The sequence below is a fragment of the Cloacibacterium sp. TD35 genome, assembly GCF_028864635.1.
In the GTDB taxonomy this organism is placed as follows: domain Bacteria; phylum Bacteroidota; class Bacteroidia; order Flavobacteriales; family Weeksellaceae; genus Cloacibacterium.
Window position 1 is genome coordinate 92,973 of sequence record NZ_CP104850.1, and the last position, 21,552, is coordinate 114,524.

19 protein-coding genes are annotated in these 21,552 nt (G+C 30.3%); 3 read left to right on the top strand and 16 right to left on the bottom strand.

Annotation, left to right across the window (positions count from 1 at the left end; translation table 11 throughout):
- The first annotated feature begins 53 nt into the window (after window positions 1–53).
- Genes N7277_RS00360 through N7277_RS00370 form a run of 3 tightly spaced genes read left to right on the top strand, consistent with a single transcriptional unit; the run spans window position 54 to window position 5,140 of the window.
- The gene (locus tag N7277_RS00360) at window positions 54–3,302 is read left to right on the top strand and encodes a hypothetical protein (RefSeq protein ID WP_274779813.1); all 3,249 of its coding nucleotides are present in this window, start codon (window positions 54–56) and stop codon (window positions 3,300–3,302) included.
- A 23-nt stretch (window positions 3,303–3,325) separates the two neighbouring features.
- Complete coding sequence (gene dusB, locus N7277_RS00365; protein WP_274779814.1) at window positions 3,326–4,321, top strand: tRNA dihydrouridine synthase DusB; 996 nt, start codon at window positions 3,326–3,328, stop codon at window positions 4,319–4,321.
- A gap of 54 nt (window positions 4,322–4,375) precedes the next feature.
- Window positions 4,376–5,140, top strand: coding sequence for an exodeoxyribonuclease III (locus N7277_RS00370; protein ID WP_274779815.1), 765 nt, complete (start codon window positions 4,376–4,378; stop codon window positions 5,138–5,140).
- Between the two features lie 52 nt (window positions 5,141–5,192).
- On the opposite strand, the gene N7277_RS00375 is transcribed toward N7277_RS00370, so the two are convergent.
- From N7277_RS00375 to N7277_RS00450, 16 genes are all read right to left on the bottom strand, one after another.
- Window positions 5,193–5,561 (bottom strand): septal ring lytic transglycosylase RlpA family protein, encoded by a 369-nt coding sequence (locus N7277_RS00375; protein WP_274779816.1) that lies wholly within the window; start codon window positions 5,559–5,561, stop codon window positions 5,193–5,195.
- 359 nt (window positions 5,562–5,920) lie between these two features.
- Window positions 5,921–7,225 (bottom strand): 30S ribosomal protein S12 methylthiotransferase RimO, encoded by a 1,305-nt coding sequence (gene rimO, locus N7277_RS00380; RefSeq protein ID WP_274779817.1) that lies wholly within the window; start codon window positions 7,223–7,225, stop codon window positions 5,921–5,923.
- Window positions 7,226–7,551: 326 nt separating this feature from the next.
- Window positions 7,552–8,532: an MraY family glycosyltransferase gene (locus N7277_RS00385; protein ID WP_274779818.1), complete on the bottom strand. Its 981-nt coding sequence runs from the start codon at window positions 8,530–8,532 to the stop codon at window positions 7,552–7,554.
- 3 nt (window positions 8,533–8,535) lie between these two features.
- Window positions 8,536–9,426: an NAD-dependent epimerase/dehydratase family protein gene (locus tag N7277_RS00390; protein ID WP_274779819.1), complete on the bottom strand. Its 891-nt coding sequence runs from the start codon at window positions 9,424–9,426 to the stop codon at window positions 8,536–8,538.
- Window position 9,427: 1 nt separating this feature from the next.
- Complete coding sequence (locus N7277_RS00395; protein WP_274779820.1) at window positions 9,428–10,174, bottom strand: glycosyltransferase family 2 protein; 747 nt, start codon at window positions 10,172–10,174, stop codon at window positions 9,428–9,430.
- A gap of 1 nt (window position 10,175) precedes the next feature.
- Complete coding sequence (locus N7277_RS00400) at window positions 10,176–11,279, bottom strand: glycosyltransferase family 4 protein (RefSeq protein WP_274779821.1); 1,104 nt, start codon at window positions 11,277–11,279, stop codon at window positions 10,176–10,178.
- 207 nt (window positions 11,280–11,486) lie between these two features.
- Window positions 11,487–12,479 (bottom strand): glycosyltransferase family 4 protein, encoded by a 993-nt coding sequence (locus tag N7277_RS00405; protein ID WP_274779822.1) that lies wholly within the window; start codon window positions 12,477–12,479, stop codon window positions 11,487–11,489.
- Window positions 12,480–12,552: 73 nt separating this feature from the next.
- Window positions 12,553–13,653: an EpsG family protein gene (locus N7277_RS00410; protein ID WP_274779823.1), complete on the bottom strand. Its 1,101-nt coding sequence runs from the start codon at window positions 13,651–13,653 to the stop codon at window positions 12,553–12,555.
- A 22-nt stretch (window positions 13,654–13,675) separates the two neighbouring features.
- Complete coding sequence (locus tag N7277_RS00415; protein ID WP_274779824.1) at window positions 13,676–14,677, bottom strand: CgeB family protein; 1,002 nt, start codon at window positions 14,675–14,677, stop codon at window positions 13,676–13,678.
- Entirely contained in the window at window positions 14,674–15,546 is an 873-nt protein-coding gene (locus N7277_RS00420; RefSeq protein WP_274779825.1) for a glycosyltransferase family 2 protein, read from the bottom strand. Before N7277_RS00420 ends, N7277_RS00415 begins: the two co-directional genes overlap by 4 nt.
- A gap of 14 nt (window positions 15,547–15,560) precedes the next feature.
- The gene (locus N7277_RS00425) at window positions 15,561–16,607 is read right to left on the bottom strand and encodes a hypothetical protein (RefSeq protein ID WP_274779826.1); all 1,047 of its coding nucleotides are present in this window, start codon (window positions 16,605–16,607) and stop codon (window positions 15,561–15,563) included.
- Entirely contained in the window at window positions 16,597–17,703 is a 1,107-nt protein-coding gene (glf, locus tag N7277_RS00430) for a UDP-galactopyranose mutase (protein WP_274779827.1), read from the bottom strand. The genes N7277_RS00425 and glf overlap by 11 nt, the downstream gene beginning before the upstream one ends.
- Window positions 17,704–17,709: 6 nt before the next feature.
- On the bottom strand, window positions 17,710–19,008 hold the full coding sequence (locus tag N7277_RS00435) for a flippase (protein ID WP_274779828.1): 1,299 nt from the start codon (window positions 19,006–19,008) through the stop codon (window positions 17,710–17,712).
- A gap of 33 nt (window positions 19,009–19,041) precedes the next feature.
- Entirely contained in the window at window positions 19,042–20,112 is a 1,071-nt protein-coding gene (locus tag N7277_RS00440) for a GDP-L-fucose synthase family protein (RefSeq protein ID WP_274779829.1), read from the bottom strand.
- A 1-nt stretch (window position 20,113) separates the two neighbouring features.
- Complete coding sequence (gene gmd, locus N7277_RS00445; protein WP_274779830.1) at window positions 20,114–21,205, bottom strand: GDP-mannose 4,6-dehydratase; 1,092 nt, start codon at window positions 21,203–21,205, stop codon at window positions 20,114–20,116.
- The gene (locus N7277_RS00450; RefSeq protein ID WP_274779831.1) at window positions 21,205–21,546 is read right to left on the bottom strand and encodes a phosphomannose isomerase type II C-terminal cupin domain; all 342 of its coding nucleotides are present in this window, start codon (window positions 21,544–21,546) and stop codon (window positions 21,205–21,207) included. The genes gmd and N7277_RS00450 overlap by 1 nt, the downstream gene beginning before the upstream one ends.
- Window positions 21,547–21,552: the final 6 nt, after the last annotated feature.

Genomic DNA, 21,552 nt, shown 5'->3' on the forward strand with positions numbered 1-21,552 from the left:
TACGAAATACCCCGTTTTTATACAAGTTTATTTGTATATTTGAGTTGTGCAACATGCACAGGGGTTTTGTGAAAAAAAAATTATTGGTATTATTCATTTTTTGTAGTGCTTTTTTTACAAAAGCACAGATTTTCACATGGAAAAACCCCAATTTCCCTACCCAAGACTCTTTAAAAACAGACTCTCTCCTATCAAAAAAACTGACTGGTGATTTTTTCAGAAAAGATACCGCCAATTTTGTTTGGAAAGAAAAGAAAATCCTTTACGATGAATCGGTTTTGGTTAAGAAAAATTCTCGTTCACAAATTCTTGGCGACTTAAACGCTAAAGGTTCCATCATTAGAGGAATCACTTTCGGGAATAACCAAGGGCAATCGGTGCAATCTTCAATGGATATGCAAATTGCTGGAAAGCTGAGTAAAGATGTTTCCATTCTCGCGAGCATTTCAGACCATAATTTGCCGATTCAAGCGGATGGTTATACCCAAACTTTACAGGAATTTGATAAAATCTATCTTCAACTCAATATTAAAGACAGAAGCATTTTAAAAGCAGGACATCTTGATTTGCAAGACGACCAAACCTACTTTGGGAGATATCAACGCAGAAGTATGGGAATTGGATTCCAAACTAATTTTGGGAAAGACAACAAAACTTTTCTGGATTTTTCAGCAGGAGTTGCCAGAAGTGAATTTAACCGAATTCGCTTTCAAGGCGTGGAAGGAAACCAAGGGCCATATCGTTTAAATGGCAAAAACGGCGAAAATTTCATCACTATTCTTTCGGGTTCTGAACAGGTTTTCATCGATGGAATTCTCATGAAACGTGGCGAAAACCAAGATTACACAATCAATTACAACACGGGAGAAATTACTTTCACGAGTTTTAGACCGATTTTCAAACAGAATTTCATCACCATTTCCTACAATTACACGATCCGAAACTACAACCGTTTCATCGTAACTTCATCAGTGAAACATCAAACAGAAAAACTGAAACTTTCCTTTGATGCTTTTCTAGAAAACGACAATAAAAACGCTCCACTTTCACTCAATTTATCCAAAGAAGACGAGCAAATTTTGGCCAATGCAGGAAACAATCAAGACTTAATGTTGGCTCCTTCTGCTGTGGTTACAGAATACGATGTGAACAAAATTTTGTACAAATTGATACAAAGCCCACAAGGAAATTATTACGAATTTTCCATTGACAAAGCGGAAACCTTGTACAACGTTTCTTTTACTTACTTTGGAGTTGGAAAAGGAGATTATAAACTAAAACAATCTACTAATAACGGAAGAGTTTTTGAATTTGTAGGCGCTGGAAACGGCGATTTTTCTGCACTTAGAAAGTTGCCTTCTCCGCAGAAATCTCAAGTATTTTCTACTTCGGCAGAATATACTTTTAACAAAGGAAAAATTGGTGGAGATTTCTCTTTGAGTAATTATGATGTTAATTTATTTTCATCTAAAAACAACGACCAGAATACAGGTTTTGCAGGAAGAATTTTCGGGAATAAAATCTTTACCAAAAACAATTGGAGCGGAACAGTTGGTGCAGAATTTCAGAGAATTTCTTCGCAGTTTCATATTTTAGATAGAATTAATGATGTGGAATTTTCCAGAGATTTTAATCTAAATCAAGAATTTAACCAAATCACACAAAACAGATTGATTTTCAGTGTTGCAAACCAATGGAAAAACACCAATTTTATTAATTACAAACTGAATTACCTAAACGAAAAACAAAGTTATAACGGCATTAAAAACGATTTAGATTTTAAATTTCTAAAGAAAAAAATAGAAACTCGAGGAAATTTATCTTACCTAAATACCACTTCAGATTTTCAAGACACAAAATTTGCAAGAGGAAATGTTTCCACTGAATTTTTAGGCAAAAAAGGAAGCTGGAGTTTTGGCGGAAGTTTCGAGCATAATGTGAAGAATTTTAACCAAACTAAAACACTTGATGTTACCAGTTTTTCCTGGAAAGAAGTTTTTGTTCAAAAAAGAGTTGGCGACAGTTTACGAACCAAATTGTTGGCAAAATCTTATTTCAGAGCCAATGATTCTGTGCGTGATAATGCTTTAAAAAAAATGAATAATATTCTCGGTTTAATGCTGGAAAGTCAGTTGATTAGAACCGAAAAAACACAACTTTCCACTCTCGTTCATTATAGAAAATTTTTCTACGAAAATGAATTAAAAACGCAATTTAATTCAGATTTTGTGATTGGAAACATTCAGTACAATCAACAATTTTTCAAAAACGGAATGCGTTTACAAGCGTTTTATGAACTCGGAAACGGACAAGAAGCACAGCGAGAATTCCAGTATTTAAAAGTAACAGACGGACAAGGAATTTACAAATGGACGGATTATAATGGCGACGGAATTCAGCAGTTAGATGAGTTCGAAATTGCAGAATATGCTGATTTAGCGCAATATATAAGAGTTTACACGAATACTGTAAAATACACACCTTCCAACAAAAATAAATTGCAACTTTCGCTTTCGGTGAATCCTTATATTGTTTTTAATTCTGACAATCAGTTTTTAAGACGTTGGAATTTTAACATTTCACTCAATGCCCAAAATTCCTTCTTCAAAGAAGACCGAATTTTAGAATTTAATCCATTTAAAACCGAAAATAATCAAATTTTAAAAAATCAGAATTTGCTATTTTCTGTACTTTTCAATCCGACCGAAAAATCTGGCTGGAACGGAAATTATCGTTTTATCGACAATCAAAATTTAGTCAATGCCAACTTCAGCATCGAAAAGAAAAACACGCAAACTCATTTGGTCAATTTTGGATATTGGTTTAATAAAAATCTCCGCGCAGATTGGGAAAATCAGTTGCAGAATTACCAATCTTCGTCACAATTATTCAAAACACGCGATTACACTTTAAACATCTACGAAACCAAGCCAAAATTGGTTTACAAACTTTCAGAAAGCATACAAACCGAAGTTTCTACCGCTTATAAAATCAAGGACAGAAAAGACGGTGCAGAATTCTTAAAAACCTTTGATGCCACTGGAACTTTGCAATGGGAAAAACAGAAAACTTCCATCCGTGGAAATTTCAGTTTCATCAATAATGATTTCACAGGAAACGCTTTCAGCATTGTAGGAAATCAAATGCTCGACGGATTAAAACCTGGCAAAAACCAGGTTTGGAGCGTTATTCTTCAACAAGCATTAAACTCTTTCCTTCAACTCAATGTGAATTACGAAGGCAGAAATTCTGGTGAAAGAACAATTCATATCGGAAGTGTGCAAGTTCGTGCTTCATTCTAAATCGTTTTGCTTATTTTTGCAAAATGGTAAAAATAGGCAACATAGAACTTCCTGATTTTCCGCTTTTATTAGCACCTATGGAAGATGTGAGTGATCCTCCTTTCCGCAGATTATGCAAATTACACGGCGCAGACTTAATGTATTCAGAATTTATTTCTTCTGAAGGCTTGATTCGTGATGCGATGAAATCTAGGAAAAAACTGGATATTTTTGATTACGAAAGACCTGTAGGAATTCAGATTTTTGGCGGCGATGAAGAAGCGATGTCACTTTCTGCCAAAATTGTAGAAACTGTAAATCCTGATATTGTGGACATCAACTTCGGTTGTCCCGTGAAAAAAGTAGTTTCCAAAGGAGCCGGAGCTGGCGTTTTGAAAGATGTAGATTTAATGGTTCGTCTCACTAAAGCTGTGGTAAATTCTACACATCTTCCTGTTACGGTGAAAACGAGATTAGGTTGGGATGTTGATACAATTAATATTGAAGAAGTAGCACTCAGATTGCAAGATGCAGGAATTAAAGCGTTGACGATTCACGCAAGAACCAGAAGTCAAATGTACAAAGGTGAAGCAGATTGGGAATATATTTCTAAAATCAAACAAAATCCTAATATTGAAATTCCGATTTTTGGAAATGGTGATATTGATTCTCCTGAAAAAGCTTTAGAATACAGACAAAAATACGCTTGTGATGGAATGATGATTGGTAGAGCGGCGATTGGTTATCCTTGGATTTTTAATGAAATTAAACATTTTTTTGAAACGGGAGAAAAATTACCAGAACCAACGATTTCTGACCGACTTCTTGCCGTAAAACAACACGCAGAATGGAGTGCAGAATGGAAAGGCGAAAGATTAGGCTTGATAGAAATGCGACAACATTACAGCAATTATTTCCGTGGAATTTCTCATTTTAAAGAATTTAAAACCAAATTTTTGCAAGTTTTAAGTTTGGAAGAATTTTATGAATTGTTAGAAGAAACGGAAGAATTTTATAAAAACAAAATCGAAATTTTATAAATTTAATTCAATCCTTCAAGGATTTAAAATCCTTGAAGGATTATTTATATAACTATGAAAATCATCTCTTACAACGTCAACGGAATTAGAGCAGCTTTTACCAAAGATTTTATCGGTTGGTTGCAAGTGGCTAATCCTGATATTATCTGCATTCAAGAATCTAAAGCTGGAAACGACCAAATAGACATCGAAAGTCTGGAAAAAGTAGGTTACAAAAGTTATTGGCATTCTGCGGTAAGAAAAGGTTATTCTGGAGTGGGAATTGCGAGCAAAATAGAACCAAAACACGTAGAATACGGTTGCGGAATAGAACATTATGATAACGAAGGCAGAATTATAAGAGCAGATTTTGAAGATTTTTCGGTGCTTTCCGTGTATGTACCGAGTGCTTCTAATATTGAGCGATTAGGCTTTAAACTTCAGTTTGCTGAAGATTTTCTAGAATACATTAAAAATTTACAGAAAGAAATCCCGAATTTGGTGATTTGTGGCGATTTCAACATTTGTCATGAAGAAATAGACATTCACAATCCAAAAGGTCTCAAAAACACTTCAGGATTTTTGCCTGTAGAAAGAGAATGGATGACAAAATTCCTAAAAGAATGTAATTTGATTGATAGTTTTCGTTATTTGCATCCAGATAAGCAAGAATTTTCTTGGTGGAGTTACAGACAAAATTCTAGAGCGAAAAACTTAGGCTGGAGATTAGACTACCATTTCATTACAAAATCCCTTGAAAACCAATTAGAAAGAGCTTTAATTTTAAAAGAAGCCGTACACAGTGATCATTGTCCAGTATATATTGAACTAAAAGATTAAAAATAGATCTTTTTATAAACAAAAAAACCACCTTTTCAGGTGGTTTTAATCGTTAATCGACAATTTCATATTCTATAGGAATAGTTCCAGAACTATGATCACCAATTTCTTTAAAAGCAGCTTTTGTCATATCAAAAGCTCTACTTTTGTGAAATGGACCTCTGTCATTAATTCTAACTACAACAGATTTTCCTGTTCTTAAGTTAGTAATTTTTACTTGTGTTCCAAATGGTAATCTCATATTTGCAGCAGTAAGTTTAGAATTATCAAAAACTTCACCACTTGCAGTTTTTCTACCGTTAAATTTATCGTGGTAGAACGATGCAAAACTTGTGTTAGCATCATTGGTATTATATTTGAAAGAATATAAACCAAGAGTTGAAATCATCATTATGATTACGAGAATTGCTCTTTTCATCATTTTGAATATTTTTTGTGGGTTTTACAGGCGCAAAGTTATCATGAACCTCTTTTAGCACACAACCAAGTTGTTAAATTTTCTTAATTTTATGTTAAAAATTTGTTAAACAACTCTCTCAACTACCTATTCATAGGAAATAACAGAAAATGTTAAAAAATGTTAAAAAATATGTTAAAATTGTTAACATTATTAACTATTTAAAGCATTGTTTTTTGCCAATTCAAAAACATTATCAACGAAAACAATTGAATAAAATCAAAAAAATCACCAATTAATTGATGATTTTCTATTATTGATTACATTAATTTAAATTTAACTTAATGTAAATTTTATGGTTTTACGTAAAGAAATAAGAAATATTATTCTGCAATTTCACCATACAAATCGAACTCTTCTGCGGAAGTAATTTTAATATTTACAAATTCACCAATTGAAATATAAGTGTCTTTTGCTTCCACTAAAACCGTGTTATCTACATCTGGAGAATCATATTCCGTTCTTCCCACGAAATAATTTCCTTCTTTTCTATCAAAAATACATCTGTAAGTTTTTCCGATTTTTTCTTGATTCTTTTCCCAAGAAATCTGAGACTGTAATTCCATAATTTCTTCTACCCTAGCTTGTTTTACCTCTTCTCGAACATCATCTTCTAACACATACGCGCTTGTATTTTCTTCATGAGAATAGGTAAAACAACCCAATCTATCAAAACGTTGCGTACGAACCCAATCTTTTAATTCTTGGAACTTTTCTTCCGTTTCACCAGGGAAACCAACAATTAGCGTAGTTCTGATAGCCATATCTGGAACTTTCTCACGGAATTTATCCAATAAAGCATTGGTTTTTTCATAAGTAGTTCCACGCTTCATGGCTTTCAGAATTTCTGTATTAATGTGCTGAAGCGGAATATCTATATAATTACAAATTTTAGGCTCTGATTTAATCAATTCTAATACATCTTCTGGAAAACCTGAAGGAAATGCATAATGCAGACGAATCCATTCTATTCCTTCTACTTTTACCAATTCCTTTAATAAATCTCCTAATGCTCTTTTCTTGTATAAATCTAAACCGTAATAGGTAAGGTCTTGAGCAATTAAAATGAGTTCTTTCACACCAGATTTTGCAAGTTTTTGTGCTTCTATGACTAGGTTTTCAATTGGAGTAGAAACATTACCACCTCTCATCAAAGGAATGGCACAAAATGCACAAGGTCTATCACAACCTTCAGCGATTTTCAGGTAGGCATAGTGTTTTGGAGTAGTAGTTAAACGTTCTCCTACTAATTCATGTTTATAGTCTGCACCAAGATGTTTTAGCAAAATTGGTAAATCTCTAGTCCCAAAATATTGGTCTACATCTGGAATTTCTCTGATTAAATCTGGCTTATATCTTTCTGAAAGACAACCTGTAACGAAGACTTTCTCTACTTCTCCTCTATTTTTAGCTTCTACAAAATCTAAAATAGTATTGATGGATTCTTCTTTGGCATTATCGATAAAACCGCATGTGTTAATCACTACGATGTCTCCACGTTGTTCGTGGACTACTTCTTTGCCGTTTGCTTTGAGCTGTCCCATTAAGACTTCTGAGTCGTAGATGTTTTTTGAACAGCCTAGGGTTACGATGTTAATTTTCTTTTTGCCTACAGATTTTGTTCTCATGTATGATAATTGATGGATGGTAAGTATTGAATTATTTAAGATTGCAAATTTATGAAATTAAAAAGGAACTTTAGAAAAGAGTTTTTTTGAGGTAAAATTTGCTTATTCATTTCATGCACTTTTCATGCACTATCTATGCTTTATCTATGGAGTATCTATGGATTTGAAGTGATGTGGTGATGAGGTGATGAGGTGATGAGGTGATGTGGTGATGTGGTGATGTGGTAATGTGGTGATGTGGTGATTTGGAAATTTGAAAATGAGAAAATTGATAATAAATGATTTTTGGATAAAAAAAAGAACCGAAAATTCGGTTCTGGTATTTTTTAGTAAGCTCCTGTTTTTTTGTAGATGTAATATTTGGAATATATGTAGGTGATGAAGGTAGGCAGAATTAAATACAACACACCTTCCCAGAAGTTGAGTCCGAATTTAATGACACAAGCGTTAATCAGTAACTGAACGCCTCCATATAAAGTAGCCACCAAAAGATGTGACCATTTCATTTGGTTGACCAACAACTGATATAAATGATGACGGTGTGCTTCAAAAATATTTTCCTTTAGTTTTATTCTTTGAAGAATGGTTGAAATCACTTCTATTCCATACACTGCGATGAATAATAAATATGTTAAATCTTCGGTTTTTACCATCAACAATCCTAATAAAGCTAAAACCCAAAATGCAATGCTCATGCTTCCAACATCTCCTGCGAAACATTTGGCTTTTTTTCTAAAATTGAAAAATAAAAACACCAAACTTGCCAAAATTGGGTAGATAATAAAATGAGCATCGGTGAATGTAACTCCATATTGATTGATGTAATAAAACGTGAGCAACATGACCAAGCTGTACACTCCCGTAATTCCATTGATGCCATCCATAAAATTGTAGGCATTCAGTACTCCTATTACAAAAATATACACCAAAGGAATGAACCAAATGGATGCAGAGGTGAATAATCCTAAGAAATAAATCAGCAAGGTTACGGCTACAAAATGAAATAATAATCTCAATTTGCTCGATAAATCTAAAATATCATCCAGAAAACTAATGGTAGATAAGGCTAATAATCCTAACCCAAAACTCCAATAATCTTCCGGTAAAAAGTAATCTTTTCTGTACGCAGCACTCACCACAAAATACAGCACAAATGCAATCGGAAAAATAATTCCACCTCCACGAAGTGTAATCTGCGTATGAGAACTTCTGTGATTGGGCTTATCTATAATATTAAACTTGTCTGCTATTCTAAAATAAAGCAGTTCTAAGACCAACAATATAAACGTAACGATGATGAATTCCATAAATTATTTAAAACTTTTAATCGTTTTTTCTAAACCTTCACTTGCAGAAACAGGCAATTGGTCTATTCCTAAAGCATTTTTTATTTTCTGATTGCTTACCCAATAATTTTCGGTCAACTTTTTTAGTCTTTCTGAGTTTAAAGGTAATTTCATCACATCTCCCATTTTGGCAGTTGCCGAAATGAGTTTTGAAGAAATTTTCCATAATTTTTCTTTTTTTCCAGAAGTATTGGCAATGAGTTTTACCAATTCATTGGTAGAAAGCACCTCATCATCTGCAAAATTATAAATCCCTGAACCTACGTTCTTATTAGAAAGCATTTCTAAAATTAAAAAATTAAGATTGTCAATGCTTAAAAATGAACGTTTATTTTCAAAAGCGGCTAATGGATAAGGAATGCCTTTTTGTACAAATTTATACAAAAGATTTAAGTTTCCTTTATTTCCTGGTCCGTGAATCATGCAAGGACGAATGATGAACAATCGTTTATTTTTTGGTAATTCCTTATTTAATAAAAATTTTTCAGCTTCTAATTTAGACTTCCCATAAGGTGTTTTGGGGTCTGATGCATGGTTTTCATCTAAGAACCCTTCTACGGAGTCTGCTGTAGCTTTAACACTACTGAAGTAAAAAAAATCTTTCACTGATGAGTTTAAAAAATTTTCAAATAATTTTTTTGTAAGTTCTGTATTTACTTCAAAATATTCTTTTTCGATAGATATATTTTTTGTATCATGAGCTTTCCCCGCCAAATGAATAATGGCATCTGCAGAAGAATCTAAAGTCCAGGAATTTCTTAAGGAAAGGCTTTCTATTTGACATTCTTTATTTTCTAAAAAAGAAGATAAATTTTTTCCTACAAAACCTGATGCCCCTGTAATAGTTATTCTCATTTTAATTTTTAAAAATATAGTCCATTAATTTCCACAAAACCCTATACTTTACTCTAAATTTTGAATAATTCAAATCATTTTCATTGAATGCTCTTTGAACTTCATTAGTGATTATTTTATAACTACTAGCACCAGAGCTACTAGCCCCACCAACTAACATTTTGGTTGTAATAATTCCCGAATATTTAAAATTTATTTTATTCTTCAAAAAATATCTTATAATTAACTCATAATCTGCAGCTATTTTATAGCCTAACTTATAAAGTCCCAATTTATTATAAACTAATTTCTTTATAAATATGGATGGATGAGGAGGCATAAACCCAAGTCTTAGCTTGTTTGGTGTCCAATTTTTAGAACTATACTTTCTGATTATCTTATTATTTTTCACTTGAACAATATCACCAATAATAGCATCTACATCTTTTTGTTGTTCCAAAAAATTTATTAAATCTTGTATTGTATTATTTGAATAAAAAACATCATCTGAATTTAATATCCCTATAAAATCCCCACTTGCTTTTTCAATTCCTTTGTTAATTGCATCATAAAGACCTTTATCTGATTCAGAAATCCATGAAGAAATAATTTTTTCATATTTTTTTATGATTTCTATTGTTTCATCTTTGGAGCCTCCATCAACAACAATATATTCAATATTCTGACAAGTTTGACTTTTAACAGATTTAAATGTGTCTTCTATAGTTTTAGCACTATTAAAACACACAGTAATTATTGAAATTTTCATATTAATGTTTTTTATTTTTATTATACAAATAAGTATAATAATCTATATATAGATTAAAAGTATTGTCCCAATTAAATTTTTCGCTTTGCTTTAAACCCCTTTCTGTTAACTGGTTTCTAAATTCTGAATTTTCAAGTCTTTTTAAACTTTCAAAAATAGCTAAAGGATTTATATTATCTATTAATATTGCCCCATTACCTGCTACTTCAGGAATTGAAGAGCTATTAACAGCTATTACAGGACATTTAGTCTTCATTGCTTCTACTATTGGAATACCAAACCCTTCATAAAGTGAGGGGTACAAAAGTGCAAAAGCTTTATTATATAGATAATTCAATTCTTTATTTTTCAATTTAGATATTATTAAATACCTATTTCCTATCTCTTTTTCTACAAATTTTTTTTCTTCATCAGAAAGAGCTTCACCTACAATTACCAATTTATATTTTTCTTTTACTAGACTTGCTGCCTTTACAGCTACGTTGAAGTTTTTATAGCTTGCGGTTCTATGCCCTACATATAAGAGATATTTTTGATTTTCTAAAGATTTAAATCTTTTTTCTTTATCTTGAATACTAAAATCTTCCTCTATTACAAAAAAATCATCACTTACTCCATTATATATTACTCTTATTTTGCTTTCATCTATCTGTGGTATTAGTTCTAATAAATCTTTTTTTGTGTTTTCAGATATACATATGACTCCATCCGAATTCAATACTGCATGTCTTTTCTGCTGAAAATTCACCCATCTTGCCAATCCCTTTCTAAATTTTTCAGTTGTTAGATCGTGAATGGTAGTTACATTAATAGCATTTTTAGATTTGGAAACCCTATAATAACTAGAATGAAATATAGATCTGTCATTTATTTTAGGAGTAAAATTTAAATACCTTCTAATACTTAAAGTTAAAAAACTTTCTGTTTTTACATTATTCAAAATTAAACTATTTCGAAATAAATTATGATTACTTTCTATTTGATCATAAAATACTATATCATGTTTTTTTGAAACATTTAATCTTTTAGATAATTCTGCCCAATAAACAGAAACACCACCTGACTTTTGTAGATTATAAACTATGTTGTCGTATATTATTCTCATATTAACATTTGTCATTATTTAAACCACTCCTTAAGTTATTAATAAAAAGTGTCCACTTTTTGCTGACGATTTACATCTGTTGATTTTTTTTCTATATATTTATCTAGCAGATACTATTTTTTTATCAGTTTTTTCTAACTATTAAATTAAATAGTCTAGTAAAAACTTTACAACCTTCTATGTTTATGTATAGGGTATCTATTAGAATTATTTTACTTTATTAATTATTTCATTATATAAAAATATGTATTTTTCAGTAATTATCTCTGGCAAGTAATTCTTAATATTTTGTTTACCTTTTAATATCAAATCTAATCTGATTTCATCATTTTCTAAAACATCTAAGGCCTCACTAATATCTTGAACGCTATTTGGGTCAACAAAAATTGCTCCATCACCTGCAACCTCTTTTAATGGAGATATATTAGAAGTAATAACAGCACAATTTCTAGCTTGTGCTTCTAAAATAGGCAAACCAAAGCCCTCATATAATGAAGGGAAACACAATACATCTGCATTGTCATAGCAATTTAATAATACTTCATCAGAAATATTAATCAAATTATTATAATGCAAATTATTTTCATTTATTTTCTGTAGCAGGGATGAACTTAAATCACCTATAATAGTTATTTCAATTTGTTTACCTTTTGCAGCATCAAAAATTTTTTCGATGTTTTTATTACTTCTAGTACCAACTACTAAAACATTTAGCAATTTATTTTGTTTCAAAAAATTAGTATCAATTGGTTCTACAGTTAATAAATTTGGAATAACAGTAATTTTTGACTCAGCAGAAGGAATTAACTCTAAGATTTCATTTTTAGTTTTATCAGAAATAACCGTAATATATTTTGCTTTTTTTATAGGAAGATAGACCCAAAATATATAATAAATCCATTTTTTTATACCATTGTATTGATTCATCCCTACCAAATCATGAATAGTGAGTATCGTTTTTTTGGCATTTAATGTAAATATAGCCCAATGGATGTCTCCTGTAATATGATTAATTTCTGCTTGATTTTTTCTAAAATATAACATAGATCTAATTATGCTAATAATAGAAAAATTATAAGGATTAACGATATTATAAGTTTTAACACCTCTTTTCTCTATAGATTTTATAATAGTATCAAATAATTTTTCGATACTAATCTGATGTTGTTGAAATTCTCTAAAAAAAAAATTAATTTTCATATTTAATATATACTGAAAATGGTTTTAAATGGAATCACTATTGTACGATAAAAAATATCTCTTATTTAATTTGTTACAATAAATTATTAAAAACACTTCTATAAGGAATAAAAATTTCAGGATATGCTGAAATGGATTGATTAAGATAAAAAATAGATACAACAATAAAAATTAACACAAAAATAGGTCTGTACTTCTTATCAACAATAAAAAACAAAGACGAAGTTAATAAAGCTTCGAATACGTTAAAGTAAAAACCACCTCTACTCACCATAACTAAAAGAGTTTTGTAGAATAAAAAATAAAAACAAGTTCCAAAAACATATGCATTAAGAAAAACATTAAAATACTTTTCTTTTAATGATATTTTATTTCTAAAATAAATGAAGAACAAAGGTATAATAATACGCTTAGCAATACCAAAAGTAGAGACCTGTGCCCTTTCAAGCTCTTGTTTTGCACTATCTAAATATGCTTCAGTTTTAGACATTGCATGTTCACTGACAACTCCAAACAAAGAAAATATTTTAAAAGGTAATTGTGTATTGCCAATTATAAAAGAACATAATATAGCAATCAAAATATACTTAGAATCTATTTTTCTATTAAAAAAAAGATATATAGAAAATAAAAGTGCAGAAGTATGAAATAAAAATCCGCCAACTATAAAACCAAAAAAAATATAATAATTATTGGTTTTAAGATAATAATATAAACCCATCAAACAAAATGCTAATGCAATCGATTGTCTATTTGCCCCTACCATGCCTATAAAAAGAGAATAAAAAAGCATTATAGCAACGAATGGCGCAGATGAAATTTTGTAAAAAACAAAAAATATTACGAAATAAAAAACTAAACTTTGGAATAGGACAAACAGATTATAATTATCTGAAATATAATGAAAACCTATTTGCAAGATCTGAAATGCAACTTCAACAGAATAATTTTTAAAATCTAAATCTTGAATAGATATAAAATAATATTTAAAAAAACTTTCGTACATATCCCAATCTGTTGCCATTTTATCACGTAGCCCAAATTGCAATGCTACTAAAAGATAGGCAATCCCATAAAAAAATGTTCTAAATTTAGAATATTGAGTATTACTAATTAGATTATCTAATATGGCAAAAAAACCTAATAAGAAAATGGTACTTATATACAAAAGCATTTTTAAACTATATAATAAATTTTTAAAATAAATTAAGTTTATTCAATATATCTTTCATTCTATTTTCATAGGTATGGTGCTTGTGAAAATGTTCACATTGCTTTTTAGAAATCTCATGCCTAAGCAATGGCTGATCAAGAAAATATTTTATTTTTTCAATCGCTTCGTCTATTGTCTTATAGGTGAATTTTTCTACATCTACAGCTGAATATTCTTCCAAAACTGGTTTATAGTCACACAATTGAAATGCTCCAATCCCATTAATTTCAAAAAACTTCACATTAGCTGAATTTATTTCTGCATAATGAAAATTATTTAATACTATTTTAGACCCAAAAAGTACTTCAGCTTTTCTATCTCCGGTAATGTACTCATTTCTAAAACTTTTTGTAATCTCTTCTCTAGGAAATCGCCTGTCAGGCACCCCAAAAAGCGCTACATTAACACCTGAATCAATAACTTCAGAAGCCATTCTAGCTCTATACGGATACATGGTACCAAACATTGTAACATCTATATTAATTTCATTTTCCAGCTGAAATCTATCCCTTTTAATAGGTTTGTGTACTCTTGGATTAAGTGCTTCTGGTAGATAAAAGGTATTCAACTTCATTTTATCTTTCATAAAATCTACAATAAAAGAATCTTTGGTAAAATAAGCGTCATAGTCTGAAGCAAAAACCTGTTGATTTTCAAATGTAGTGATTGCATCTGGGTTGATATGAATAACCTTTGTATTTCTTAAATTGGTTTTAATCTTTTTAATACAATTAGGGTGAATAAATCTATAGGTAGCAATTACCAAATCTGGGGCTTGTTCTATTACTTTATTTGCAATTTTATCAAAAATATAATCATCATATTTTTTAAATAGTTTTGTAGCGTAATAATTATATCTGTATGGAATTTTTATTACATCTGAAATATCAATATGAAATACCTCATGTCCTAAAAAAGTAAGAGAATCATGTATGTGATATTCTAGACTATCAAAATCTTTGCTTCCTATAATTGCTATATTCATAAAAGCTTATTTATATTATTTCTAAAGAAACTCATATTTTCTTTAAAAGTATAATTTGAATTAAAAAATCTTACAGGAGTACATAATATTTCAAAAAAAGCATATTTAAAAAAATTTCCAGGATCATTCTTTTTGAAGTATAATGTTTGACTATTTTGTATGATCTTTCTTTTCCAGTTGTTTACCTTAGAACTTGCACCTTCAAGGTGAATGATCTTTGTCTGATTAATAATATAATTTGTTTTAGAAAGGTTGGAAATTCTCTTCTGAAGATCCGTTTCTTCAAAATACAGAAAAAAATCTTCATCAAAGCCATTCACCTTATTAAATAAATCCCTTCTTAAAAACATATCTGCTCCGCTCACCATATCAACTTTTGTGATATCTTTGAATTCGATATTATCATAAGTTTTATATTTTGTTTTGAAAAACAAATTTAAATAATCTGAAATATAATATTTAATCTGAGGAAAAGATCCGGCAGAATTTATTCTGTTTAAGTTCTCGTCACATAAAACCGCTCCTAATACGCCGATATTCAATTTACGTTCGTTAGCTTCAAAAAAATCTTTTAAAATTTTTATTGAATTTTCTATCAATATTGTATCCGAATTCAATATGAATAAAAACTCTCCATTGGCATACCTATTACCTAAATTATTTGCTTTTCCAAAACCGAGATTTTCTTTGGAATAAATATATTTTATCTCATTTCTTCGTTCAAAATATTCCTTTGAGCCATCAGTAGATCCATTATCAACAAGTATAATCTCATATTCTACGCCCTTTGTTTGAGATATAATGGATGCTATACAATTCTCCGTTATATCTTTTGTATTATAATTTACAATTATTATTGAAACCTGCATTTACTGAATTTTATCTAGTGAGAAGACTTTATGTTCTTCAAGTTAATATACTCAATAATGTTATCTATCTCTTTGTAAAATATACTTTCTTCTTCGACAATTCTACTTCTATAGTAGACAAAGTCTTTATTATGCTGTTCGTAATTATCAAATATATTATTTATTGTATTTTTAATCTTTTTAATATCGATTCTAGAAAATTTATAGTTTTCACTTATTGGAACATCCTCGAAATATTTTGCAGATCCTTTTGCAGCTACAATAACACAACATCCATTTATACATGCTTCCCTTGGGATCCTATCCTTTCCTGGATGATTACCAAAATCAATATAAACTTTTGCCGTTCTAAGTAATTCCTTCATTTGTACACGTGTAAGTCCAGATAATGGTACAAATTTTATTTCTGGTGCAGATTTAATTAATCTTCTGGTTGTCCTAATTCCTTTTGCTGGATTGTATAAAACTATATTTTGTTTAACAAGATTGGAGTTTCCTGCAAGATAATCTTGTATAAATTCTTTATTAATATAATCACTTAGGGGCAATTGATTGTAAAATCCTAAATTAAATATTTCATGCTGAGCATATTTGGACTGATAAACATTGATTAGTCTATCTTTATAGCATTTTCTAAGTGATGAAATACTTGTACACAACTTAATATTATAAAAATATATCTTAATTAATAACTGTTTCCATGTAAAATACCCCTTAAAAAAGTACTTTAAGTAGTCAAAAATTGAAGCTATGCCAAAGAAGTTATCAAAAGACATCCACCAAAAAAATAATTTAATATTTTTTGTTTGTCTAGCAAAGTATAAAGAACTTTCTGGTATAAACAAATAGTTTTTATCATTATCTTCAATATCAACAGAAGTTTTAATCTTATATTTTCTAAAGCCTTCTGGAATTTCCTCATTTACTATTTTATCCTTTGAATAATAAACTATATAACATTGCAGACCTTTTTTATTAAGATAGTCCACAAGTTGATGAGCTAATTCTGTCCCTCCTGTCTGGTAATTAGCTGGACATAAAACATATATCTTATTTTCCATAACTTTTACAAATTTCTAAAGCTTCGCCTATTACATGATGCATATCCATATATCTGTAGGTAGCAAGCCTTCCTACAAAAGAAATTTTATATAGTTTCTTTACCTCATTTTCATATAGAGTAAGTTTTTCCATATCATCTTTTAACCTTTTAGGATAGTAAGGAATATCTGCTTCCTCAGTTTCTTTACTGAATTCTTTGAAGTAAGTTGTTTTCTCATGTTCTTCCCAAGGAGTAAAATGTTTATGCTCATGTACTCTGGTATATGGAACTTCAGGATCTGCATAATTTATGACAGGATTACCCTGATAATCTCCTTCTGCTACAGCTCTTTCAAAATAAACGGTTCTATACGAAAGTCTTCCGTATTTATAATTAAAAAAAGCATCTATAGGCCCGGAATAGAAAACTTTTTCATATTCTGAAAGATCCCATGAAGAATCAAACTTTGTATTAAGTTTAACTTCAATATTACTGGAGGAAAGCATTTTCTCGAAAATTGCGGTATATCCATCTCTTGGAATTCCCTGATAAGGATTTGCATAATAATTATCATTATAATTAAATCTTACAGGTAATCTTTTGAGAATACTTGCCGGTAATTCTGTTGGTTCACATCCCCACTGCTTTTTTGTATAACCATAAAAGAAAGCTTTATAAAGATCTTCCCCGATAAACTTCATGGCTTGCTCTTCAAAATTTTGAGGCTCTTCAATATCTTTTTTTGCAATTGATTCTATAAATATTTTTGCCTCATCCGGACTCATAGTTTTATTAAAAAACTGGTTTATGGTATGCAAATTAATAGGCATAGAATAAACATTTCCTTTATAAATTGATTTTACGCGATTTACAAACGGAACCATTTCGCAAAAATTCTGGATGTAATCCCAAACTTCTTTATTGTCTGTATTAAAAATATGTGGACCGTATTTATGTACCATTACATTGGTTTCCGGATCTCTCTCTGTATAGCAGTTTCCCCCTATATGATCACGCTCATCTATTACAGTAATGTGATTTTCTGGATTTTTACTTAACTGCTCTGCTATGACTGCTCCTGAAAATCCAGAACCTATAACCAAAAATTTTTTCATAATATTTTATTTTCTATTTTTGATTGTCCTAATGATTTCTTGCGGTGCAAAATAATCTAGGACAAAAATCTTTATTTTTTCTCTTTTTAAAGCCAAATACATTATAATGGTAACAAAACTTTCAACGATTAGGCAATTCCATGCAGTACCTATATATCCGTAGTATTTACTCATTACTATATTAAGTAGAATCCCTATTACACTCGCTATAAAAGTGGTTTTAAAAAAAAGCTTGTCAAGTCCTAAATTTAACATTATCTGAATTCCAAATATATTAGACATACCAATAATAAACGGAAGAAAAGAAATAATTTGAAGAACGGGGATAGAATTATCAAATTTATGCCCATAAACTAATCTTATCATCCACGGAGCAAATATTAAAATAGATATAGATGCTAAAAATGTTATATAAAAAACTATAGGAACAACTCTGTTTATAAGGCTAATCCCGTATTCTTTTGATACGGAAAATCCTTTTCCAATGAAAGGATAAAGCGACATAGAAATAGGTATAGTGATTAGAGAGCTTATAATATTTAAAAAATTCTGGCTTGTAGTATAGTAGCCAATCTCTCTTGTATTTGCAAAAAAACCTAATACCACAACATTGGTTGAAGTGTATAAACTTATCACCACAGTAGAAAAAAACACCATTCTCTCTGCCAAAATTACCTTATAAGCTTTATCCAAGGAAATTAATTTATAATTTATTTTATATTTCTTTTTAGCCAATATAAATAGAAAAAGATTTATTCCTATGAAGAATATTGTAGTTAATGTTGGAATCCAGTAATAATCACTCGCTTTTTTAACCAATATAAATACAAAAATAGTATTCACTAGCCCTCTTATAAAATTTAGCTTTGCAAAAATCTGAAGATCCTGAAATCCCTGGTAAATGTATTGAGGAGAAATTACTGTAGCAATGCATCCAATAAATAAAATGACTGGAACATAAATATCCTTTTGGATAGGATTAAAAAAATATATAGAAATGATAAATAAAAAAACAGAAATAACAAATAAAATCAACCTAGAAGTAATTACTTCAGATACTATATTATCAATATTTTCTTTTTCCTTCGAGTGCAGAGTTATTTTTCTAGTTGCTGTCAAATCAAATCCATAGCTTATTAAAAGAGCAAAATATGCAATAAACGCTGTAGCATAATTAATTAAACCATAACCATCAGGCCCAATTATCCTAGATACGTATGGTACAGTTATTAAAGGAAAAACATAGTTTACAAGCTGTATAATTCCTAATGATGCAATATTTTTAAACAATCTGGTTTTAACCATAATTTCTAATTAGAATTTTTAATCAATAAAGAATTAATTAGCAACATACCATTCATAAATACTTTCTATCCCTTCTTCAATTCCCACCTGATGTTTCCATCCTAATCCATTCAATTTAGAAGGGTCAGTCAATTTTTTCATGGTACCATCTGGCTTTGAAGAGTCGAAAGAAATAGCTCCTTGATAGCCTATTGTTTTAGAAATAAGAATAGACAAATCTTTAATGGTTATATCAGAACCAGTACCAATATTGATGTGCGTGTTTCTTATCTCTTTTTTATCTTTTATCAAATCTTTAAAGTCAACATTCTGCATTACATAAATACAAGCATCTGCCATATCTTCGCTCCAAAGAAATTCTCTCATAGGTTTACCTGTACCCCAGAGCTCTACTCTATTCTCAAATACCCCATATTTTGATAAAATAGCTTTTATTTCTTCTAATGAATGTTCTCCATTTATTCCTTCTACCGGTCTTTTATTAAAATCTTTTTTCAGTAAGTCTATATTATTTTCCATTAAACACTTTGATAAAAAAATTTTTCTTATCATGGCAGGTAAAACATGACTTTTTTCTAAATCAAAATTATCATTAGGCCCATAAAGATTAGTAGGCATTACCGAAATAAAATTGGTGCCATACTGTATATTCAAGCTTTCACACAATTTAATTCCTGCTATCTTAGCAATAGCATAAGGTTCATTGGTGTACTCTAACACATTAGTCAATAACTCTTCTTCATTTATTGGCTGCCTGGCTTCTTTAGGAAAAATACAAGTACTGCCTAGAAATAATAATTTCTTCACTCCAAATTTATAAGCATTATATATTACATTTTGCTGTATCTGAAGATTATTGTAAATAAAATCTGCTCTATAAATGTTATTAGCCATAATTCCTCCCACATGTGCTGCAGCTAGAAAAACATATTCTGGCTGTTCTTCTTCAAAAAATTTTTGAGTAGCCACTGCATCCATTAAATTGAGCTCAGACGAAGTCCTCCCCACAAGATTTTTATACCCTTTAATTTCTAATTGCTTCCAAATGGCAGAACCAACTAAACCTCTATGACCTGCAATATATATTTTACTTTCTAAATTCATTTTACGAAAATTGTTTTTTAGCCAATAGAAGATCAGAAGTGATCATATCCTTTACCAACGCTTCGAGATTATATTTCGGTTTCCATCCTAATTTAGTTTTAGATTTTGTAGGATCACCAATCAAAAGATCAACTTCTGTAGGGCGATAATATCTAGGGTCTACTCTTACCACGACTTTATCAATTTCTAATTGATATTCTGGATTATTACAAGCTTTTACTTTTGCAATTTCATTTTCTTGCTCTCCTTCAAATTCTAACTCTATTCCTACTTCTGCAAAAGACATTCTTACAAAATCACGAATATACGTAGTAACCCCTGTAGCAATTACATAATCCTCTGGGGTTTCTTGCTGAAGAATTCTCCACATGGCCTCTACATAATCTTTAGCATGCCCCCAATCTCTTTGTGCATTTAGGTTTCCTAAATATAAACAGTCTTGTTTTCCTAAAGCAATAGCAGCGGTAGCCATTGTAATTTTACGGGTTACAAAAGTTTCACCCCTTCTAGGAGATTCATGATTAAACAAAATGCCATTACAAGCAAACATGCCATAAGCTTCACGATAATTTTTAGTAATCCAAAACCCGTAAATTTTAGCCGCACCGTATGGCGATCTAGGATAAAATGGGGAGTTTTCATCATAAAACCCCTTTTCGTTTTTGTTTTCCGATAATCCTCCATATAATTCTGAAGTAGATGCTTGATAAATTCTGGTTTTATTTTCTAAACCTAGAATTCTAACCGCTTCTAAAATCCTCAATGTTCCTATTCCATCAACATTTGCTACATACTCTGGTGAGTCAAAAGAAACTTTAACATGAGACATTGCACCTAAATTATATATTTCGTCTGGCTGAACTTCTTGTATAATTCTAATGATATTGGTAGAATCTGTAAGATCCCCATAATGGAGTTTAAAGTTCACATGTTTTTCATGTTGGTCAATATATAAATGATCAATTCTCTGGGTATTAAAAGAAGAAGCTCTTCTTTTAATTCCATGAACCATATATCCTTTTTCTAGCAAAAGCTCTGCTAAATAAGAGCCGTCTTGACCTGTTATCCCTGTGATAAGTGCTGTTTTTTTCATTATTTTCGATTATAATCGTCTTCAATTCTTACTATATCATCTTCGCCAAAATAAGATCCATGCTGAACCTCAATAAATACAACTGGTTCTTGAGTTTTATTTTCAATTCTATGATGTGCTCCTTGAGGAATTATTGCTACTTCTCCTTCTCTGTAGTCTTTAATTGTTTCATTAATTGTAATTGTTCCTATACCAGAAACAATAGTCCATACTTCTGCTCTATGGTGATGGTACTGTAAAGAAAGTCTTCCTCCAGGATTTACTTGTATTCTTTTCACTTTGTGAGTATTGGCATCCTCTAAAACCCAATATTCTCCCCAGGGTCTGATATCGTGCTCCATATTAGT